The sequence below is a fragment of the Leptolyngbya iicbica LK genome, from assembly GCF_004212215.1.
Classification (GTDB): domain Bacteria; phylum Cyanobacteriota; class Cyanobacteriia; order Phormidesmidales; family Phormidesmidaceae; genus Halomicronema; species Halomicronema iicbica.
In genome coordinates, this window is record NZ_QVFV01000002.1 from 1,302,039 (window position 1) to 1,320,924 (window position 18,886).

Genomic DNA, 18,886 nt, shown 5'->3' on the forward strand with positions numbered 1-18,886 from the left:
CCTACGATGTGGGCAGATTAATCAAACGAAGCCGATTAATCACAATCATCTATGCCAACGGTATACTCTCTCGCCAATTTTCGGTATGGGGTGGGCTCATCCCGGCCAAGCTCTAAACCAGACGGTTCTGATCTTGGTCGTCCCATCGTGCCCCTGTTCTGTCGTCTCTCATTTCCCTAATTGCTCATGGCCTCTCAATCCTCCCCCCCGATCCGACCGCTGAATGTCGGCGACGTCGTTAGTGCCGCGATTAGCCTCTTCCGCACGAACTTTGGCACCTACATTGGCCTCAATCTCAAATCGGTGTTGTGGTTTATGGTGCCGGTTTACGGCTGGGCTAGAGGGCTGATGATTCAGTCACAGATTGCCCGGCTTGGCTTTCGCGAACTGAACCGACAGCCAGAGACGGTCGATCAATCTCTACAGGCGATCGAACCGCGCCTGTGGACTTTTTTGGGCATTGGCTTGCTGGTCTGGCTGATTCAAGCGGCGGTCGGTTACGCCGTTTCCTTTGCCATGACGATTGTGACTACGCCGTTTCCTTTGCCATGACGATTGTGACCTTTCCCATTTCCATCATTGGCAGTGCGGGCGGCGAGGCTGCAGCGGCCCTATCGGCCTTAATGTTGGTCGTGGTGCAATTGGTGGTGCTAGCCGCCCAACTGTGGATACAAGCCCGCCTGTATCTGTGGAATTTGATCTTGGCCATGGAGTCAGAAATTGAGTCCACCACGGCCATCAACCGTAGTTGGGAACTGACCAAAGGCAACGGCGTACGGGTTTTGTTTTCATTGCTGATTGCCTATTTGGTGATGTTGCCGCTGTATGCGCTGATGATCGTCATTCCCGTGCTCATTGCCATTCCCTTTTTAGGCGGTCTGCTAGAAAGCGAAGCCCCGAGTGCAGCCGCAGTAGTAGGAATTCTGCTCGCAGTTTTTGTCTTTCTGGTGTTAGCGATCGTCGTGGGCATTTTTACAGCCCCCTTCTTTCAGACGATTAAGTCGGTGCTGTATTACGACCTCCGCAGCCGCCGCGAAGGGATGGATATTCAGTTTCGCGATCGCCCCCGTGATCAGCGTGAGCCCAGAGATTCATGAGCCTATTCAAAACCATCACCATTCAAACCCCTGAGAGTGTGGAGCTGGAATTCACCCTCGCCGGTATTGGTAACCGCGCCCTCGCCCTGCTAGTGGATTATCTGCTGGTGTTTTTGCTGCTGTCGTTGGTGGCGATTTTCAGTGCATTCATCAGCGAACAGCTGACCGGGGTCTTTTTGGCGTTCGGAGGCAATGCCGATGGCCTCAACCTGTGGCTGGTGGCGATCGCCTTCCTCGCCACAGCGGCTATTTACGGTGGCTACTTCGTCGGGTTCGAAACTTACTGGCAAGGCCAAACCCCCGGCAAACGCTGGACCAAAATTCGCGTCATTAACGACAATGGCAAACCCGAAGGCATCTTCCAGGCGACACTGCGCGCCCTCCTCCGTCCTGTCGATGACATTCTCTTCCTCGGCTTTTTCTGCATTATCTTCAGCGACCAGGAAAAACGCCTTGGCGATTGGCTGGCAGGCACTCTTGTGGTGCAGTCAGAAACGGTCGTCGGTGACGCCCAGGTAAAGGTTTCACCAGCCGCGCAAACCCTGGCCAGTGAGTTGATGGGCCAAGCCCAGATTGGCAATCTCTTGCCCGATGACTTTGCCACCCTGCGCGCCTATCTGCTGCGTCGCCAGGTCCTCACCACCGCCGCCCGCAAACAGCTCAGCGTGCAACTGGCGCAGCAACTGCAAACCATGGTTGAACTTGCAGAACTGCCCCAAGCTGAAATGCCCGCCGAACAGTTTTTGGAAGCTATCTATGTGGCGTATCAAAAGGAGTTTGGCGATCGCCGTCGCGCTTACTAAACGCCCTACACAGCGGGACATCACCGACTTGTTGATAGCAGAACCCGGACTCAGGTTAGTCAACAGTACTTCTCTTCACAAACTTCGTCCTTACTTTTACGGAGTCAAGGCTACTGAGGCTTTACATAAGCTTTAACTTCGCCGCTGAAGTATGAAGTGTCAGAGAATAGAACCGATGAAAGCTTCGGCATCCGGCCTTTTGTTTCTAGGATTACACTGTGAAATCAATCTTAATGGGAAATGCCATACCGAATTCTACGGATGCGCCTTTGAGCAATCGTCAGGTTACTGTCTCCAGTAATAGCTGTTGCCAGAATTAACCAACCTATCCAGCGTAGTGGTAAAGCTGGGCGGCCACCTTTGGTAACTTGATCGGCATCTCTCCCTTTGATGATCGGCAAGCAGTTAACATGGCTGGATAAGAGAAAAACGATGTGCTTGAGTCACTCGAAAATGCTGGCTAATATTCATCAACAGCTCAGCGATCAGGTGGCTAAGACTGAATTTCATCCCTGCCATAATGTTTCAAGGATATAAGCGGTCACAGGCTGAACTATGCAATTGTTTAAGAGTCAAGGGGTCTAGACATGCAGCAGATTAGACATATGAATCGCTCTATTCGTGAATCTGGGCTGTTAGCGATCGGCGCATTTACAGCCTGTGTAGCGCTATCAGTCTTTGCCTCGACCAGGGTCAAGCCAACCTACACCGCCGACGCTAAGCTGCTTTTCACAAAAGAAGATACGACCTCTGCCTTCACAGATTTTGCTGGCGGTGGTGGTGATCGTCTCGAATCTTTGCTAAATGACCAAACGCCGCTGACCACTCAGATGCAGGTCATCCAGGCGCGGCCCATTTTGCAAGAAACCGTGGAGATTCTTGGCTTACAGGATGAAGAAGGCGAGTTACTAACTGCTGATTCGCTCCGAGACGGTTTGGAAGTTGGCATTGTCAGCGGCACTGACGTACTTGAAATTAATTACGTTAGTGAAGACCCCGATACATCTGCTGCTGTAGTCAATACGATTATTGATCGCTACCGAGAGTATTCAATCACTCAAAATCGAGCCGAAGCTAGTGAAGCTAAGGAATTCTTGCTGGCTCAGTTACCGCAATCAGAGCTCGCTGTTCGCCAGGCTGAAACAGAGTTACGCGACTTCTTAGAGCAAAACAATATTGGTGTACTTGAGGACGAGGCTATCTCCCTCGTAAACCAGATTGAGCGATTGGCCGGAGAAGCGGCCACTGTGCAATCAACCTTAGAGGGCACCCGAGCTCAGGCCAATGCCCTCCAGAGTAAGCTCGGCCTGACCGCTGACCAAGCCTTTTTAGTGGGCACAATTCGCCAGAATCCTGGCGTCCAAGAAGCTTTGCTCGATTTGCAAGAAGTGGAAAGGGAAATGGCTGCAGAAGGGGCTCAATTCAAGCCCAACAGCCCGGTAATGAGGCAACTGCAGTCTCGCAAAGATTCACTAGAAGGGTTCTTGAGAGAACAAATCGCCCAAGCCGGTGGTGGTTCGCGGTTTTCACTTAGTGCAATTCAAGGAGCCGGGGCGGCTGGCGACGACATTGCTCAAGTGCTCATTCAAGACTTTGTGAACACAGAAGTTTCCTACATCGGCCTGGAGCAACAGCTTGCTACTTTACGTAATGCCCAAGCCACTTATCAGCAGCGGCTCTCCAGCATTCCTTCGCTGAGTGCTCAAAAGCGCGCTCTTGAGCGTCGTGTGGCCGTTGCCGAAGATACCTACAGTGCACTACTTACTCGCGTTCAAGAGCTCCAAGTTCAAGAAAACGAAGCCACTTACAACACCAGAATCATTGAACCGGCGACCCCGCCATTGACGCCCGATGGGGGCTCAAAGAAAAAGTATCTTGCCGTGGGTGTCTTCGCTGGGGCGGTCGTGGCCCTGGCAATTGTCATTGGCTCCCAGGTGTTGTCTTCTCCCTTAGTTAAGCCGTCTAAGCAGCGAGAGTTAGCCAAAACTCAGCATTAGAATACTGTTCAAGTGGGAGGGTCCGTAACCTGTCGATACCGTCGAAAAGTGAGTTAGTTTACTTCGAGCTAGATGACAAAAGTCGGTTGTTCGTCAGTTAGCGTCTACCTATCAACTGACTAATAACTTACTAGGTAATGGGTTGGTCGGTTCATTATTGACGCAACGTATCGTTCCTGACAGCTTCTTCAGCGGTCACCCTCTTCCAAAAAACTACCACTCTATTTTCTAGCTATTAGTTGGTTAATCAAGTGATGGTATTTGCAGTCGTCAGTGCATAATGCTTAGCCAGATTCAAGATACGGTTCGTACTGCTCTTATTGTCCCAACCCCTTATATTCAAAAATGATTCCTGCATTCACATTTGTTCAAGATGTCACGCGACCTGTTTTTGACTTCGCAAAGACTGATTTATTTAACAAATTAGAAAAATGGCTGATTCTCACTTATCTAGTCCTCTTTTCTAGGGGCATTGTGACCCTTGTGATGACAGGTGGGGCCTCAGAAGGTGGTGGCGGAGGTGAGTTTGATTATGGTTTTCTGACTCTATTATGGTTGCTCAACTATCTTATTACTGCTTGCCTTTGCGTATTAAAGTGGGATGCAATCAAAGATAGGTTGCTAGCAATCATTTCTAGCAATTATTTTTATTGGGTTTTCCTGATGTTCATTGGGCTGTCTACTATTTGGTCTGAGAAGCCAGATGAGACAGTGAAAGCCACTATCGGCATGGGGGGAACCGTTCTGTTTGGCTCTTATATTGTCTGTCGCTACAGCATAAAAGAACAGTTCAACCTATTAGTTACTTTCTTTAGCATTGTGCTGGTAAGCAGCTTATTTTTCATGTTGATTCCCGGATACGGAATTGACTTTGCCAAACATGCTGGAGCTTTCAGAGGTATATATAGTCACAAAAATATCTTTGGACCGATCATGAGCATGGGTACCTTTACCTTTCTCATTTATTCAAAAACGAATTTTTGCGTCAACAAAAAACTTGCTTATTTAGGGTTTGCTGCCAGCTTCTTCATGGTTGTGGGCTCTAGATCTTCATCATCGCTGCTTTATACCTTACTGCTCATTTTTCTCGTGCATGCGATTCAAGTTTTACGCTTGCGTGGGCAATTATTTGCCTGGTCCTTGATGGCATTGGCGAGTCTGTACTTCTTCATCACCACTTGGCAAGAGACGATTAAAGTGACTGTTCTTAATTGGCTAGGCAAAGATCCGACTTTGACGGGCCGTACTGACATTTGGGATGTCATTCTGGATAAAATTCAGGAGCGGTTATGGCTGGGATATGGATTTGATGGATTTTGGCACGGAATTTATGGTGAATCATTCTATGTGCGAAACGCTGTCAGATGGGACTTACCTAACGCCCATAACGGTTATCTAGATCTGGCTTTGGAAATTGGCATCGTTGGGGTGGCGCTATTGATGCTGGTGATGTGGATATCCTTTGTCAAGGGGTTGGCTATTCTGAAAAATGATTTTTCGTGGCCTCAAGTTTGGCCACTCGTATTTATTTTCTACACTCTAATGATTAATATGAGCGAGAGCTCATTGGCGAATCAAAATAGCTTTCAGACGATCATGATGACGATCGCGTTTACATCTGTATCGCTTGAATTTAATAAGTATTTTAAGGCGACTGCGGCTCTTCCTGATGACCTGCCAAGTGCTCAAGGAGAGCTCGTGCAGCGTCAACTTTGAGCAGATGCTTGGGGACTCTCATAGCAAATTCTTAAGCGATCGCTGGCGGCTGAGATGCCCTGTAATTTTACATGGCCGCAATTTAATAGACTGGCATCTTTGGGCTCAGAGCGTTGTATCGCTGTAACAGCTTGAATTTTCATCATCACTGTGTAGAAGGCACCGCAGTCTAGATTGGTTCGACAATCATTTTGTCTAGCTCGTTCCTCCGCGCTTACACGCTCGCTGCACCGGGCTGGTAAAGACATCGGTAGAATGACTGCCATAATGGCAGGTCTTATGATCGCTACTTAGACGCAAAATTCTGTTCTTTGCCCAAAGCTGACCCTTGAGTTTACAAAATTGATGCCTCACCCTTTTGTGACTGCTCCAACGACCTTAGATCTCGATTTTGTGCGATCTCACTTTCCCGCCCTTGATCAAGGCTGGACATTTTTTGATAATGCTGGAGGTTCGCAGATTTTGCGCCCGGTGGTGGAGCGTATCACTGAGTTTTTGTATCACTCAAACGTGCAGTTGGGAGCCTCTTACGAGGTGTCACAGGTCGCCTCAGATCGGGTCAACCAGGGAACAGCCGCGATCGCTCAGCTAATCAATGCTCCCGAGCCCGATACCGTTGTTCTTGGTCCCAGCGCCTCAGCGTTATTTCGCATGTTGGCGCACTGCTTAGGGCAGACACTGCAACCCGGCGATGAAATTATTGTGACCAATAGCGACCACGAGGCGAATATAACCCCGTGGATGGAGCTGCAGCGGCAGGGCATCATCGTCAAGATTTGGCCGGTCGATGCAGCTTCTTTAGAATTACGTTTGGCAGATTTGACCGCGTTACTGACCCCCCGGACACGGTTAGTGGCGGTGACTCACACCTCTAACGTGTTGGGCACCATCAACCCCATTCGCGCGATCGCCGATTGCGTTCATGCTCACGGGGCATTGATTTGCGTCGACGGCGTTGCTTTTGCGCCCCATCGTCAAGTAGACGTGCAAGCGCTGGATGTCGATTTCTATGCCTTCAGTCTGTACAAGGTCTATGGCCCCCACTTGGCCATGCTGTATGGCAAACGTGAACACCTATTAGCTTTGCCGAGTTACAACCACTTTTTTATCGAACCGACGGCCATTCCTTACAAGTTTCAGCCGGGGGGGACGAGTTATGAATTGAGTTATGGGCTCACAGCGATTCCCGAATATTTGCAGGCGATCGCCCGGCACCATGCACAAGAGGCTATACCTCAGACGCCTTTTGCCCAAATGCAACAGGCTTTTGACCTGATTCAGCAGCATGAGGCCGCTCTGAGCGATCGCCTGCTCTCCTTTCTCCGCGCTAAATCTAATGTTCGGATCATTGGTTGTCCCGAAGCAGACGCCACCCGGCGCGTACCCACGATTTCTTTTGTGGTAGATGGCATTGCCAGCGATACGCTGCCGCCACGTCTTGATCCCCATCAGATTGGCATCCGCTATGGCCACTTTTACGCCCTGCGGCTCATCGAAGACCTCGGCCTCATGCCCCAAAATGGGGTGGTGCGGGTAAGCATGGTGCACTACAACACGCTGGAAGAATGCGATCGCCTGATTGCCCTGTTAGACGACCTTTTTTGAACTCCCAACCCCAAGAGGTTTCTCCGTTGTTTAACAGACGCTGCACGATTGGACACTGCAAACTTGACGACGGGCATCCGAATCATCTCTCATAGACCGGATGAACCAGGGGTAGTCCCTAATAAGTAAGGATAGCTATAAATAGCTCCACACAGGGCTTTCAGCGCTTGGATGACTTTGCGAGAGCTCAAGTAAACCGCTCACTTTCACCCGTTGGGTAGCAATATGGCTTGGATATCCACGAAATAATCAACGTTAGGCTCTTTGCCTTTAGTCAATACTGAGATGCTTTCACCCATATAGCAATTCGACCAAACTATTGCAGTTAGGGAGTTTCAAGTGTCCTTACACGTTTAGGACTACCGAACCAGGCTTTGAAAGCGGTGTGATCGCTGGTCGCCGTTGCGGTTTGTGCGAGCCTTAGCAGAGGTTGGCAAAGTAGACGCCGTAGGGGGGCAGTTCCAATGTGTGGTGAAAGCTGCGATCGCTAAACACATTTTGTGCTGTCGGTTCGCACTGAGGAAAGCGGGTCATGTCTTGATAGACCGTATCGGCACTGAGGTTGAATAGACAGAGCAACTGCTGCTCGTCGCAGGCGCGAATGAATCCGACCAGGGGTTCGGCGTCCAGCTTCAGCAGATGTAAGTCACCGCCCTGGAGAGCGGGCTGCAACCGCCGCCAGTGAATCAACCGGCGATAGCGGTGCAGCAACGAACTGGGGTCCGCTTCTTGCACATCGACCGCGTAGGGCAGGTGCTCCTCGGGAATCGGCAGCCAGGGTTCTGCAGCCTTGGTGAATCCGGCCTGGTACGCCGCTTGGCGCCAGGGCATGGGCGTACGCGAGCCATCCCGCCCAAGTACCTGCGGATAGCCTTGAATGCCGAAGGGATCCTGCATTTTTTCGTGGGGAATGTCGGCCTGGGTAAGCCCCAGTTCGTCGCCCTGATAAATGCAGCAGTTCCCTTTCAGAGAAATGATCAACGCCGCAAACATGCTGTCAAAGGCATCCCGCAGGAACTCTTCGGTGGGCTGGTACTTGCTCCAGCGACTCTTCAACCGGGGAAAATCGTGGGTGCCTGCCGTCCAACAAATGACACCATCATCAAACAGGGTATCGACCTGGTGGATCAGATGCTTGACTCGCTGAGCAGTGAGCGGTTCGTCGGTCATGAGCGACGAGTTGTACGCCGTATGCAGGCGATCGCGCCCTCTGACGTAATCGCTAGAGGTAGACAACGCATCTTCGGCGCTGCTGATTTCCGCTAGGGTGGTGGCGTCGTATTCATCCATCAGTTGGCGAATCGGTTTGAGCAGCTTCAGCGTTTCGGCCTGACAAAAGTTGTAGAGATTGACCTGGGAAAAGAACGGATCCGTGGGGGAAGCGCCGGCGGGTCGTGGCTTATCGGCTGGCCGCATGGGATTGTCTTGCAGAGAGCGATCGTAGGTAAAGAAATTCACCACATCAAGGCGGAAGCCATCGACCCCCATCTCTAGCCAAAAGCGGGCCGTATCGAGGATGGCGTCCAACACGTCTGGGTTGTACCAGTTCAAATCGGGCTGACTGTCGAGAAAGTTGTGGAGATAGTATTGCTGCCGTCGCGGTTCCCAGGTCCAGGCGCTGCCGCCAAAGGTCGAGAGCCAGTTGTTGGGGGGCGTGCCGTCGGGTTTAGCATCCACCCACACATACCAGTCGGCCTTGGGATTGTCGCGGCTCAGGCGACTTTCTTCAAACCAGGGGTGTTGGTCCGAGGTGTGATTCCACACCTGGTCGATGAGTACCTTGAGGCCGCGATCGTGGGCCGCGTGCAGGATGTCTTTAAAGTCATCCAGGGTGCCAAAGATAGGATCGACGTCGCGATAGTCGGAAATGTCGTAGCCAAAGTCTTTCATCGGCGACTTAAAGAAGGGCGAAATCCACACGGCATCCACTCCTAAGCTCGCTACATAGTCGAGCTGTTGCAAAATGCCAGGCAGATCGCCAATGCCATCCCCCGTACTATCCATAAAGCTGCGGGGATAGATCTGGTAGATGACGGCACTGCGCCACCAGGCGGAAGAGGAAGTCATAACATCGGTCCTTGGTTTCGACAGTCGAAATTGGGGGCGTGGCGATCGCCCTTCATTCCTTGTTTTGACGGCTAGCGGTGGCAGAACGGTGGCCCACCGGGAGCAAATCGGCCTCGGCCCCCGCTCCGGCCCCATTGGGATGTGCCTCGGCCTCATTCGCCGCCGTCGATTGGGATTGGCTGGCGTCAGCGGCTGTGGCCTCTGCAGGCTCAGATGAGCTAGTTAACTGGGTTGGCGGCGTGAGATTGCCAAAGAAATAGCCATAGCCCCGCAGACGCAACATGCCATCGTTGCGCTTAGCCGCTGGTTTGGCCCCAGTGGCGGTGATACACGGCAGCCAATCTTCGTGCAGATCAAAGTGGGCCGTATCCGGACTCAGGTTAAAAATGCACAGCAGTCGCTGCTGGGGAGCCTCGCGGATGAACGCAAACACGGGCTCATCCGTATCCAAAATTTCGCAATCGCCCTGCATCAAGGCCGGCTGATGTTTACGCCAGTGCAGCAGGCGTCGCCAGGTGTTGAGCAGTGAGCTGGGATCCTGGGTTTGGGCATCGACGGCCCGCGATCGGTGGACGTCGGGAATCGGCAGCCACGTATCTTCGTGGGTCGAGAAGCCGGCACTGACGGCGGTCGCTTGCCAGGGCATGGGGGTGCGGGAGCCGTCGCGTCCGACCACATCAGGATACAGCGCCTTGCCAAAGGGATCTTGAATTTGGTTCACCGAAATGTCTTCGGGAATGCGGGCTTCGGTCAATCCCAACTCGTCGCCTTGATACAGGCAGAGGGCACCGGGCATGGTCACCAACATGGCCGCCGCCTGGTGATAGAAGGTTTCGGGATAGGGGGTGCCGGTGGCATCCTGGCCCAACCAGCGACTCCGCAGCCGCCCATAGTCGTGATTGCCCACAACCCAGCAGTTGCCGCCGTCAGTAAAATACTTGTCCACTTTTTCGAGGGTGCGGCGCATGAGGGTGGCGCTGATGGGTTCTTCGACCAATAACGCACTGTTGTAGGCGAGGTGCGATCGCCCCTCCCCCTGCACATATTCACTGGATAGGGCGATGGAATCTTCGCACAGCGTCACCTCGGCCAGGGTCACCGTATCGGGATATTGATTCACCAGTTCTCGAATCGGGTTCAACGCATCCAGCGCTTCGGGACGGCAAAAGCTGTACTTAAACATCATTTTGGCCATCGGATTTTCAGGATCAATGCCGTCAGGATGGGGGCTGCCCTCGGGGCGCATCGGCTCGTCCCGCAGCTCCGGGTCGTGGATGAAAAAGTTCGGCGCGTCAATGCGAAACCCGTCAACGCCGCGATCAAGCCAAAACTTGGCCCGCTGCAAAATGGCGTCTACCACTTCCGGGTTGTCCCAATTCAATTTGGGCTGGCTGCGCAAAAAGTGGAAGAGAAAATACTGTTCCCGCTTGGGTTCCCACGCCCAGGCCGAGGCTCCATTAAAGGCCGACAGCCAGTTGTTTGGCGGCGAACCATCCGGCTTTGGGTCCGCCCACACGTACCAATCCGCTTTGGGATTATCGCGGCTTTCGCGACTTTCCAAAAACCAAAAGTGGCGATCGCTAGTGTGGCCCCACACCTGGTCCACCACCATCCGCAAACCCCGAGCGTGGGTCAGCGCCAGCAGTTTGTCGAATACATCCAGATCACCAATGACCGGATCGATGTCGGTCATGTCCGTAATGTCGTACCCCAGATCATCCATCGGTGACTCGTAAATCGGGGTCAGCCAAATCGCGTCAACGCCGAGTGCCGAGATGTAATCCAGCTTTTCGATGATGCCGTACAAATTGCCCCGGCCATCACCATCGGTATCCAAAAAGCTCCACGGCACAATCTGATAAATTACGGCGTTTTGCCACCATTCCACAGTTTGCATACAGACTTCCCTTCCCAGATTGCAAAGAACAACTGCCGAATCATTTGCGGACTCAAAGCAGTGATGAAGGAGATACCTCTAAGCCACCAAGAGCCACGTAGAGAAGATCCAGCGACGAGGGGTGTTGTGGACTAGTCCATCCAGTCTGCTAAACGTATGGCGAAGTATCTACTACGTAATTTTTATTGTGAGCGTCCCGCCAAATTGCTACATCTATCCGGTGAAAGAGGCGGGGACTCGACCACTGACAGAATTCGTGAGGGGCTGAAGAGCCACCAACTTCAGCGGGGGGCGGCTCAGCAGCCGGTCACCTTGTCTCCAAAATGTATAGCGTTGCTCAGATAGCTCCGTTCATTAATTTGACGGAAAAACGAGGAGCTTAGGTTAGGAAGCAGGATTTTTCAAATCCAACCCAAGTTTTGTTGAGCAAGCATCTTGCTTGCCCCAGGACAGCCGAGACGGCTGTCCACACTTCGATTCAATGCCCATACTTTAAACTTTTGGGCTCTCGGCACCTGACTGGGGATGGCTATACGCCCAATGGAGTTCCACAGCAGTCCGATGTGATTACAGAGACTTTTTGAATTGAACACACAAAGCTCCGCCCCAAACGCCGCGAGCCCCGCTGGCGAAAGGGAGGTCTAAGTGCTCAGTGCTGATGGAATGGCAGATCTTAGGCAGACTGCAAGTCAGTGAACTTGGCGTAGCCATCAGACTTTGCTGGAGTGAAAGGAATGTCAGCTTCTCAGAAGGGAATATTAATCCTTTAATTCTGGAAAAATAAGCCTTTGATGGAAAGTTGAGAATGGAGAATAGGAGATTCGTTGGCACAGCTCCTCTGTAAGAGGCACTCCTGACCTCTGCGGTGCGATTGTCCGCCGGACACCCTACGGGAACGCAGCACCTCTACCAGCCAAGAGAATTCCCTTAATTGAATGAGTTAAAAATGGAGAATAGGAGATTCGTTCGCGGAGCGTCTCCAGGGGAGAAACTCCTGACCTCTGCGGTGCGATTGTCCGCCGGACACCCTACGGGAACGCAGCCCCTCTACCAACTGAGCTAATTCCCCGAATTGAATGAGTTGAAATGGAGAATAGGAGATTCGAACTCCTGACCTCTGCGGTGCGATCGCAGCGCTCTACCAGCTGAGCTAATTCCCCAGGTTTTGTGGATGGGGTAGCGCAACGGCGCACTTCTGAGGTGCGAATGGCCTTCGGCCAGGCTCTGCCTACGCAGCGCTCTACCAGCTGAGCTAATTCCCCCTATCGAATTGCTATCCTAGCAGAATCCGATGCTGGCAAGGAACGCAATTCCCTTTATGGTCAACAGTTTGCAGTCCTTACAAATATCCATCGAGCGGGAACTGTTGCCTCATCTCAAGCTAGAGAGCATAGAACCCTACAATCCCGTGGTGGTGCATCAGGTGCCGTATCCGTGGAAATGTTTGGGATCCGGGAATTACGCGGCAGTGTTGGCGCATCCTGACTATTCAGAGCAGGTGGTCAAGGTATATGCACCGGGGCGACCAGGCATTAAAGAAGAGGCCGAAGTCTATCGGCGATTGGGCCATCATCCAGCGTTTTCTGAATGTTATGCCAATGGCGAAAACTTTTTGGTGCTAAAGCGACTGCGCGGAGTGACGCTGTACGACTGCGTGAACCAGGGTATCCCCATTCCGCCGCAGGTGATTCACGATATTGATGCCGCGCTAGAGTTTGCCCGGAGTCGCGGATTGCATCCCCATGATGTGCATGGGCGGAATGTGATGATGAGCGAGGGACGTGGTCTGGTGGTGGATATTTCAGACTTCCTAAATGCTGCACCGTGTCGCGCCTGGGAAGATGTGAAGCGGGCTTACTGGTGGGTCTATCGGCCCGTCCTGCGATCGCTACAGTTGCGCGTACCTTACGCTTTGCTGGACGGGGTGCGGGCGGGGTATCGCCTCTTTCGGCGGTTTTGGCCCTGGCAAGGAATATGAGTGAAGGTTCAGCGCCTGACTCCTTGCTGAGTTTGCCCTATATCCCCACCTGAGGGATGGGCTTGAAATAAACGTACTGGCTCCTCGTGGGCCTTGGTTCCACCTACTCACCGCCTCACCTACTTATCACCACCGAGACCTTAATTTCCCGCCAATCTCTTACCTACCCATCACTACCGGAATTCTACCTCGCCCGCCGATCCCGACGCCCTTTGCCTCAAGACTCACTGTTGGGCCTGGTGGGTAGATCGAGTCGAGCGATGATAGCGGCGACGATTTGCTTTGGGGTCTGGTTGTTGCCAATATCAACAGCGATCGCATCCTCGGGCTCCTCCAAAATTGCGAGTTGGCTATCGAGCATCTCAGCCTGCATGAAATGGTCTTGACGCTGTTGGAGCCGCGATCGCAGCATGGCCGCCTCACCCTTGAGATAGACAAACTGAATCGCCTCATCGCCATCAGGGCGCAAAACGTCTCGATAGCGCTGCTTCAGGGCTGAGCAGGTGATAATCGCTGATTTTCCTTGTTGCTGTAGCGCGACGATCTGGGCTCGCAGGGCTCGGAGCCAAGGCCAGCGATCGCGCTCTTCTAGCGGCACTCCCTGGCTCATTTTGGCCACATTGGCCGGACTGTGAAAATCATCCCCCTCGACAAAGCGCCAGCCCAAATGAGCCGCCAAGCATTGCCCTACGGTGGTTTTGCCGGAGCCAGCGATGCCGATCAAGATCACAATCATGGTTACTTTGTAGACTTTCCAAAATCTTGTATTGTTATCTATCTATAGAACATATAGATTTTGCAAGCACATGTTCACAACTTTATCCACTTCCCTACCGCCTCTCACCTTAGGGGCTAAAACCGCTCACTATCCGATCATTCAGGGGGGCATGGGCGTCCGCATTTCAGGCGCTAACTTAGCGGCTGCGGTGGCTAATGCCGGTGGCGTCGGGGTGATTTCATCCGTCGGCTTGGGGCTCCGAATCCTGGAAGCCAACACCGACGACGCCCGAGGCAGCTGGAGCGATCGCTACTTTGAGGCCACCAAGCAGGCGCTCATCGCCGAGATTCAAACGGCCCGAGCCCTGTCTCCCCAGGGCGTCATCGGCATCAACACCATGGTGGCCGATCGCCATCACGACGCTTTGATGCAAGCGATCGCCGACCAGCCGATTGACTTCATCATTGCGGGGGCGGGGTTGCCCCTGAGTTTGCCGCGTCTCGTGCAACCGTCTCCCCATATCGCCCTCATTCCCATTGTCGCCAGTGTGAGAGCGGCCCGAGTCCTCTGTCGCAAGTGGTCACAGCAGTATCAGCGCTTGCCCGATGGTTTCATTGTGGAAAGTCCCGGCGCTGCCGGCGGACACCTGGGCGCCAAGTTGGCGGAAGTGGACGACGTCGCCCACTCGGTGGAAGCAGTCGTGCCCCAATTGGTCAACTACATTCGGGATGAACTGCAAGCGGAGATTCCCGTGATTGCCGCTGGCGGCATTTGGGATCGAGCTGACATTGACCGCATGTTGGCACTTGGGGCCAGCGGGGTGCAACTCGGCACTCGCTTCATCACCACCGAAGAGTGTGATGCCGACGATCGCTACAAGACCTACCATCTCCAAGCTCGGGCAGAAGATGTCATGCTGGTGCCCAGCCCAGTCGGATTGCCAGGTCGCGCGATCCGAAATCCTTTCATTGAGAAAGTGATGGCGGGCGAATCGCTCCCCAAAACTCGCTGTGTGAATTGTTTGGTGCGCTGCAAGTACCGTGACCAGAAAGAGACCTATTGCATTCTCCATGCTTTGAATCGCGCGGCGAATGGAGACGTGGAAAACGGTCTGATTTTTGCGGGCAGCAATGCGGGGAAGAGCGATCGCCTGCGTTCTGTGGCTGACTTGATGCAAGAACTGGTGGGCGATGCTACACCTCAGGCAGCGGTTTGATGGACGTGCTGCAGTGACGGCAAGCTAGGGAACTGCCCCGTTCTGAGGATCATGACTCGATCCGCAGAACAGGTTATTGAGCCGAAGCGCGATCGTCCTTGTTGAGCGTGCCGCTTTAGTCCGGGATGGCATCCCCTCCTGGGCTAATCTTGTAGGGGTTTAGAAACAGCTGCAGCGCCCTGTTTGACAAAGAAGAAACGTTCAATGGCAGTGGCCAATACGTTGACACCTGGCAAGNNNCAACTTAGTCTATACAATCACCGCTAGCTTCTGCTAAACGAGGTGTCTGCGATTCTCTGATAGGCTCGTACAAAACCCCTACAGGATTAGCTCCTGGGAGGGGCGATGGGGTGGGTTAGTGAAGTTGATTGCCGCTATCTGACCCACCCCGCCCTGCGGGCACCCCTCCAGTGGAGGGGATTAGCCGTTGCCGAACTAATGCTAAACACATGCGCGCGATCGCCTTTCTACTCACCCTGCGCCACCCCAGACTGCCAGTTCTCAACCCGTCGACATTGAGTTGCCATGTTTTCGAGCCATGCCGATATAAAAAACCTGGGTAATGTCGTCAAACTTGGCCCACAAGCTGCCAGTTTGCCAGTAATACCAAAGCGTTTGCAATTGGCTCAGGGGATGGCGCCCGAACAGATCGAAGCCCTGAATCTCCACCTCCCAAAAGTCGGCTTGCTGGAGGTGCCGCGTTAACTCCTCCGGGGAAACAAATTGACGCCAATCGTGAATGCCCTGGGGAATCAGCCGCAGCCAATCTTCTAGCAGCCAAATCATCAACAGGCGAGATTGCCAGGTGCGATTGAGCGTGTCAAACAATAAAAAGCCACCGGGTTTGAGCACGCGGCCAATTTCCGCAATGGTGGTGGGCACGCTCTGCACATGCTCCAGCACATCGACACAGGTGACAATGTCGAAGCGATCGCCCGCAAAGGGCAATTGTTCCGCTACGCCCGTGTGATAGTCGATAGCCAGCCCCGTGGATTGAGCATGGGCTTGTGCTGCCGCAATGCACGCCGCCGATTGATCGATGCCGGTAACGACCGCACCGCGCTGGGCCAAAAATTCGCAGGTATAGCCGCCGCCACAGCCCACATCCAGCACTTGCAGACCGCGCCAGTCGGGCACGTAGCGGTCAAAAAATTGAAATCGCAGCGGATTCAGCTGACTCAGCGGAAAGACGGTGGCGGTTTCGTCCCACCACTGGGCTGCTTGCTGGTCGTAAAATGCGAGATTGTTGCGCTCCATTCGGCTCGTGTCTCAGGTTTCCATCATTATCCCCGTCTTCAACGAAGCGAGTGCCCTGAACCGCACGCTGCGATGCTTGCAGATTCTCGATCCACCCGCTCACGAAATTATTGTGGTGGATGGGGGCAGCACGGATGCCACGGTAGCGATCGCCACCCAACACCAGGCCACCGTGATCATTGCCCCCCAACGGGGCCGCGCCCCACAAATGAATGCGGGGGCCGAGTTAGCCACGGGGGCAATTCTCTGCTTTGTTCACGGTGACACCCTCGTCCCCGATGATCTGGTCGCGGTGCTGCGTCAAACCTTGGCGGATGCCGCGATCGCGGGGGGCGGCTTTATCTCCATCATGGCGGGAGGGCAACGCACTCGTTGGGGCGTGACGCTGCATAATGCGCTCAAAACCTACTATGCCCCGCTGATATTTCGTCCCCGGCGCTTTTTTCGCGATGGCCTACGGGTGTTATTTGGCGATCAGGCCATCTTTTGCCGCCGCCGAGACTTTTGGGCCTGCGGCGGTTTTGATGCCACCTTGCCCATTATGGAAGACGCCGATCTCTGTCAGCGGTTATCCACGTTAGGCCGCATTTGCCAGCTCAACCGGGTGGTACAAAGCTCCGATCGCCGCGTGGCCCAGTGGGGCACCCTCAAGGCCAACTTTATTTATCTCGCGATCGGGTCGCTCTGGGCCATGGGCGTTTCGGCCACCTGGCTCAAACAATTCTATGAAGACGTGCGCTGATTGAGCGCCCAACTATAGGGCAAAAATTGAACGGTGACGCGCTCCGGCAAGTTCAACTCCGGGCGATGCTGGCAGATGTAGTCAGGCATCGAATCAGCGACAGTCAAAAAATCCGTTGCATACCATTGGAAAATCTTGCTGCAATACAGGGTTTGCTGAGTCGCATCGTAGCGGACTTTATCGTCATTGCCGATGAACCGACGGACATCTTCGGTGAGTTGCTCAGCCAACCGGGCTGGCTCATAAGCTTCGGTTCGCAATAGCGGACAGCCCACCGACGCACAGACTAAGGCGAAGTGAATGCGCGGGTCGGAAAATCTTGCCCGTAGCAGGCCATGCTCAATGCCGTTGAGGCTGAGGGGCTGCTCGTTTAAGTGATAAACCGTTCGGTTGAAAAAGCGGAGAAACACCAGCCAGTTCGGCACGCCCAGGAAAGTGGGCCGAATGGAGGCGATGGGATACTTTTGCAGCACCTGGCGAATCGTCAGCGCGTTGTAGAGGTTCAGGAGTAGTGCGATCGCTTCGTCCCGTTCCAAGGTGCTGAGTTCAGATACAGATAGCGATTCCAGCCAGGCATCCAACTCTGGATAAGACTCTGACTGCCAGGCCGCATAATCCACCTGACCACAGTCATTCACATAACGCTTTAGCATGGTGTCCCAGGGGGCAAAGTCAGGCATTAGGCTTCGTTCTCGTGCAGCAACACTCAAGGAATGGTCCGTGTTTGGGAGCTTAACACCCCTGCGTCACTTCGCTTGGACGGTGGTGAAACGACTCATCCGCCAAAAATTTCCAACCGTTGAGCGAATTTCGACAGCGGAGTTAGCAAGTTGGTTGGCGAGCGATCTCCCGCCACCGCTACTCATCGATGCCCGCCAGGCAGAAGAGTATGCCGTCAGCCATTTGCCCGGGGCACACCACTGGCCGACCTTGGCCGCTGTGCAACAGGCAGCGGTAAGTGCCGATGCTGCGATCGTGGTGTATTGCTCGGTAGGCTACCGTTCTGCGCGGTTGGCCCAGCAGTTGCAAGCCGCAGGCTATACCCACGTGATGAATTTGGAGGGCTCCATTTTTGAATGGCACAACCAAGGTCAGCCGCTGGTAGTAGATGGCAAGCCAACTCAGGCCGTCCATCCTTACAACCGCACCTGGGGTCTGTTGTTAGCGTCGCCAGAATAAGCCTGCCAGAGAGGCAAATCTTCGGGACGATCAATATCCGAGAGGACATCGAGCAATGTCACAGAGAGTCCATGATGGGTGGCGATCGCCATCGTCTCGGCCAATACGCAACTTTGCCCCCAGCTAATGTCGACAAACAAAGAGGGCTGCGGCTGCCGCAACCCGATCAAGTAATAGCCCCCATCATGGGCCGGGCCGAGCACCACATCATGGTGCTGTAGAGCGGCGACGGCCTGGGTGATCTGCCCTTCGCCGACATCGGGGCAGTCACTCCCGATGATTAAAATGGGCTGTTGTCCGGCACGAAAGCCTTGCCAAAAAGCGCGGTGCAGTCTAGCGCCTAAATGGCCTGGGCCTTGAGGCTTGAAGGTCAGATCGTCGCCCAGCCAATCGTGCATCTGGGCCAACGACCCATCAGCAAAATGGATTTCTAACGCGATTGAGGCGCGATCGCAAATGACTCGCAAGCGATCGACCAAAAGTTCAGTCATACACCGCTGGACCTGTGCCGCACCTTCTGCCCCCAAAGCGGGAATCAGCCGGGTCTTGGTTCGACCAGGATGGGGAAACCGGGTCACCATGATTAGCGTAGCGACGGCGGGCGCGATGGTCAC

At 53.6% G+C, this 18,886-nt stretch carries 16 protein-coding genes and 2 tRNA genes; 10 read left to right on the forward strand and 8 right to left on the reverse strand.

Annotated features, from left to right (window positions below):
• Positions 1 to 186 precede the first annotated feature (186 nt).
• The 6 genes from DYY88_RS12750 to DYY88_RS12775 all read left to right on the forward strand — a co-directional run bounded on the left by DYY88_RS12750 (position 187) and on the right by DYY88_RS12775 (position 7,218).
• On the forward strand, positions 187 to 552 hold the full coding sequence (locus tag DYY88_RS12750) for a hypothetical protein (protein WP_130199425.1): 366 nt from the start codon (positions 187 to 189) through the stop codon (positions 550 to 552).
• The gene (locus tag DYY88_RS12755) at positions 549 to 1,097 is read left to right on the forward strand and encodes a glycerophosphoryl diester phosphodiesterase membrane domain-containing protein (RefSeq protein ID WP_130199426.1); all 549 of its coding nucleotides are present in this window, start codon (positions 549 to 551) and stop codon (positions 1,095 to 1,097) included. The genes DYY88_RS12750 and DYY88_RS12755 overlap by 4 nt, the downstream gene beginning before the upstream one ends.
• Complete coding sequence (locus DYY88_RS12760) at positions 1,094 to 1,900, forward strand: RDD family protein (protein WP_039727550.1); 807 nt, start codon at positions 1,094 to 1,096, stop codon at positions 1,898 to 1,900. Before DYY88_RS12755 ends, DYY88_RS12760 begins: the two co-directional genes overlap by 4 nt.
• Before the next feature lie 605 nt (positions 1,901 to 2,505).
• Positions 2,506 to 3,897 carry a GumC family protein gene (locus tag DYY88_RS12765; protein ID WP_039727547.1) on the forward strand — a complete coding sequence of 464 codons (1,392 nt, stop codon included), beginning with the start codon at positions 2,506 to 2,508 and terminating at the stop codon, positions 3,895 to 3,897.
• A gap of 345 nt (positions 3,898 to 4,242) precedes the next feature.
• The gene (locus DYY88_RS12770) at positions 4,243 to 5,613 is read left to right on the forward strand and encodes an O-antigen ligase family protein (protein WP_039727545.1); all 1,371 of its coding nucleotides are present in this window, start codon (positions 4,243 to 4,245) and stop codon (positions 5,611 to 5,613) included.
• A 345-nt stretch (positions 5,614 to 5,958) separates the two neighbouring features.
• On the forward strand, positions 5,959 to 7,218 hold the full coding sequence (locus DYY88_RS12775; protein ID WP_039727543.1) for a cysteine desulfurase-like protein: 1,260 nt from the start codon (positions 5,959 to 5,961) through the stop codon (positions 7,216 to 7,218).
• A 420-nt stretch (positions 7,219 to 7,638) separates the two neighbouring features.
• Here the strand turns inward: DYY88_RS12775 and DYY88_RS12780 are convergent, their stop codons facing one another.
• The 4 genes from DYY88_RS12780 to DYY88_RS12790 form a co-directional block, all read right to left on the reverse strand.
• On the reverse strand, positions 7,639 to 9,285 hold the full coding sequence (locus tag DYY88_RS12780; RefSeq protein WP_039727541.1) for an alpha-glucosidase family protein: 1,647 nt from the start codon (positions 9,283 to 9,285) through the stop codon (positions 7,639 to 7,641).
• 52 nt (positions 9,286 to 9,337) lie between these two features.
• On the reverse strand, positions 9,338 to 11,182 hold the full coding sequence (locus DYY88_RS12785; RefSeq protein WP_084607090.1) for an alpha-glucosidase family protein: 1,845 nt from the start codon (positions 11,180 to 11,182) through the stop codon (positions 9,338 to 9,340).
• A gap of 947 nt (positions 11,183 to 12,129) precedes the next feature.
• Positions 12,130 to 12,251 (reverse strand) — tRNA-OTHER (locus tag DYY88_RS24180).
• 18 nt (positions 12,252 to 12,269) lie between these two features.
• A tRNA-Ala gene (locus DYY88_RS12790) sits at positions 12,270 to 12,342 on the reverse strand.
• Positions 12,343 to 12,473: 131 nt separating this feature from the next.
• On the opposite strand from DYY88_RS12790, the gene DYY88_RS12795 reads away from it, so the two are divergent.
• Positions 12,474 to 13,160 (forward strand): hypothetical protein, encoded by a 687-nt coding sequence (locus DYY88_RS12795; RefSeq protein ID WP_201279023.1) that lies wholly within the window; start codon positions 12,474 to 12,476, stop codon positions 13,158 to 13,160.
• A gap of 217 nt (positions 13,161 to 13,377) precedes the next feature.
• Here the strand turns inward: DYY88_RS12795 and DYY88_RS12800 are convergent, their stop codons facing one another.
• Positions 13,378 to 13,896, reverse strand: coding sequence for a gluconokinase (locus DYY88_RS12800; protein WP_039727538.1), 519 nt, complete (start codon positions 13,894 to 13,896; stop codon positions 13,378 to 13,380).
• Positions 13,897 to 13,966: 70 nt separating this feature from the next.
• Here DYY88_RS12800 and DYY88_RS12805 point away from each other — a divergent pair, with 70 nt between their 5' ends.
• The gene (locus DYY88_RS12805) at positions 13,967 to 15,094 is read left to right on the forward strand and encodes an NAD(P)H-dependent flavin oxidoreductase (protein ID WP_039727536.1); all 1,128 of its coding nucleotides are present in this window, start codon (positions 13,967 to 13,969) and stop codon (positions 15,092 to 15,094) included.
• Positions 15,095 to 15,595: 501 nt separating this feature from the next.
• Here DYY88_RS12805 and ubiG read toward each other — a convergent pair.
• Positions 15,596 to 16,351 carry a bifunctional 2-polyprenyl-6-hydroxyphenol methylase/3-demethylubiquinol 3-O-methyltransferase UbiG gene (ubiG, locus tag DYY88_RS12810; protein ID WP_039727535.1) on the reverse strand — a complete coding sequence of 252 codons (756 nt, stop codon included), beginning with the start codon at positions 16,349 to 16,351 and terminating at the stop codon, positions 15,596 to 15,598.
• A gap of 7 nt (positions 16,352 to 16,358) precedes the next feature.
• Between ubiG and DYY88_RS12815 the strand changes: the two genes are divergently transcribed.
• Entirely contained in the window at positions 16,359 to 17,093 is a 735-nt protein-coding gene (locus DYY88_RS12815) for a TIGR04283 family arsenosugar biosynthesis glycosyltransferase (protein ID WP_039727534.1), read from the forward strand.
• Here the strand turns inward: DYY88_RS12815 and DYY88_RS12820 are convergent.
• The gene (locus DYY88_RS12820; RefSeq protein WP_039727533.1) at positions 17,075 to 17,773 is read right to left on the reverse strand and encodes a DUF547 domain-containing protein; all 699 of its coding nucleotides are present in this window, start codon (positions 17,771 to 17,773) and stop codon (positions 17,075 to 17,077) included. The genes DYY88_RS12815 and DYY88_RS12820 overlap by 19 nt on opposite strands.
• Positions 17,774 to 17,813: 40 nt before the next feature.
• Between DYY88_RS12820 and DYY88_RS12825 the strand changes: the two genes are divergently transcribed.
• Positions 17,814 to 18,272 carry a rhodanese-like domain-containing protein gene (locus DYY88_RS12825; protein WP_044151275.1) on the forward strand — a complete coding sequence of 153 codons (459 nt, stop codon included), beginning with the start codon at positions 17,814 to 17,816 and terminating at the stop codon, positions 18,270 to 18,272.
• Here DYY88_RS12825 and DYY88_RS12830 read toward each other — a convergent pair.
• Positions 18,230 to 18,886 carry a TIGR04282 family arsenosugar biosynthesis glycosyltransferase gene (locus tag DYY88_RS12830; protein WP_242517603.1) on the reverse strand — a complete coding sequence of 219 codons (657 nt, stop codon included), beginning with the start codon at positions 18,884 to 18,886 and terminating at the stop codon, positions 18,230 to 18,232. The two genes, DYY88_RS12825 and DYY88_RS12830, sit on opposite strands and share 43 nt — an antisense overlap.

What these genes read in the sequence shown, in the direction of transcription:
- ubiG (WP_039727535.1), bottom strand. Translation starts at nt 16,351, where the DNA reads ATGGAGCGCAACAATCTCGCATTTTACGACCAGCAAGCAGCCCAGTGG.
- DYY88_RS12765 (WP_039727547.1), top strand. Translation starts at nt 2,506, where the DNA reads ATGAATCGCTCTATTCGTGAATCTGGGCTGTTAGCGATCGGCGCATTT.
- DYY88_RS12760 (WP_039727550.1), top strand. Translation starts at nt 1,094, where the DNA reads ATGAGCCTATTCAAAACCATCACCATTCAAACCCCTGAGAGTGTGGAG.
- DYY88_RS12775 (WP_039727543.1), top strand. Translation starts at nt 5,959, where the DNA reads ATGCCTCACCCTTTTGTGACTGCTCCAACGACCTTAGATCTCGATTTT.
- DYY88_RS12820 (WP_039727533.1), bottom strand. Translation starts at nt 17,773, where the DNA reads ATGCCTGACTTTGCCCCCTGGGACACCATGCTAAAGCGTTATGTGAAT.
- DYY88_RS12805 (WP_039727536.1), top strand. Translation starts at nt 13,967, where the DNA reads ATGTTCACAACTTTATCCACTTCCCTACCGCCTCTCACCTTAGGGGCT.
- DYY88_RS12750 (WP_130199425.1), top strand. Translation starts at nt 187, where the DNA reads ATGGCCTCTCAATCCTCCCCCCCGATCCGACCGCTGAATGTCGGCGAC.
- DYY88_RS12780 (WP_039727541.1), bottom strand. Translation starts at nt 9,285, where the DNA reads ATGACTTCCTCTTCCGCCTGGTGGCGCAGTGCCGTCATCTACCAGATC.
- DYY88_RS12795 (WP_201279023.1), top strand. Translation starts at nt 12,474, where the DNA reads ATGCTGGCAAGGAACGCAATTCCCTTTATGGTCAACAGTTTGCAGTCC.
- DYY88_RS12785 (WP_084607090.1), bottom strand. Translation starts at nt 11,182, where the DNA reads ATGCAAACTGTGGAATGGTGGCAAAACGCCGTAATTTATCAGATTGTG.
- DYY88_RS12755 (WP_130199426.1), top strand. Translation starts at nt 549, where the DNA reads ATGACGATTGTGACCTTTCCCATTTCCATCATTGGCAGTGCGGGCGGC.
- DYY88_RS12800 (WP_039727538.1), bottom strand. Translation starts at nt 13,896, where the DNA reads ATGATTGTGATCTTGATCGGCATCGCTGGCTCCGGCAAAACCACCGTA.
- DYY88_RS12770 (WP_039727545.1), top strand. Translation starts at nt 4,243, where the DNA reads ATGATTCCTGCATTCACATTTGTTCAAGATGTCACGCGACCTGTTTTT.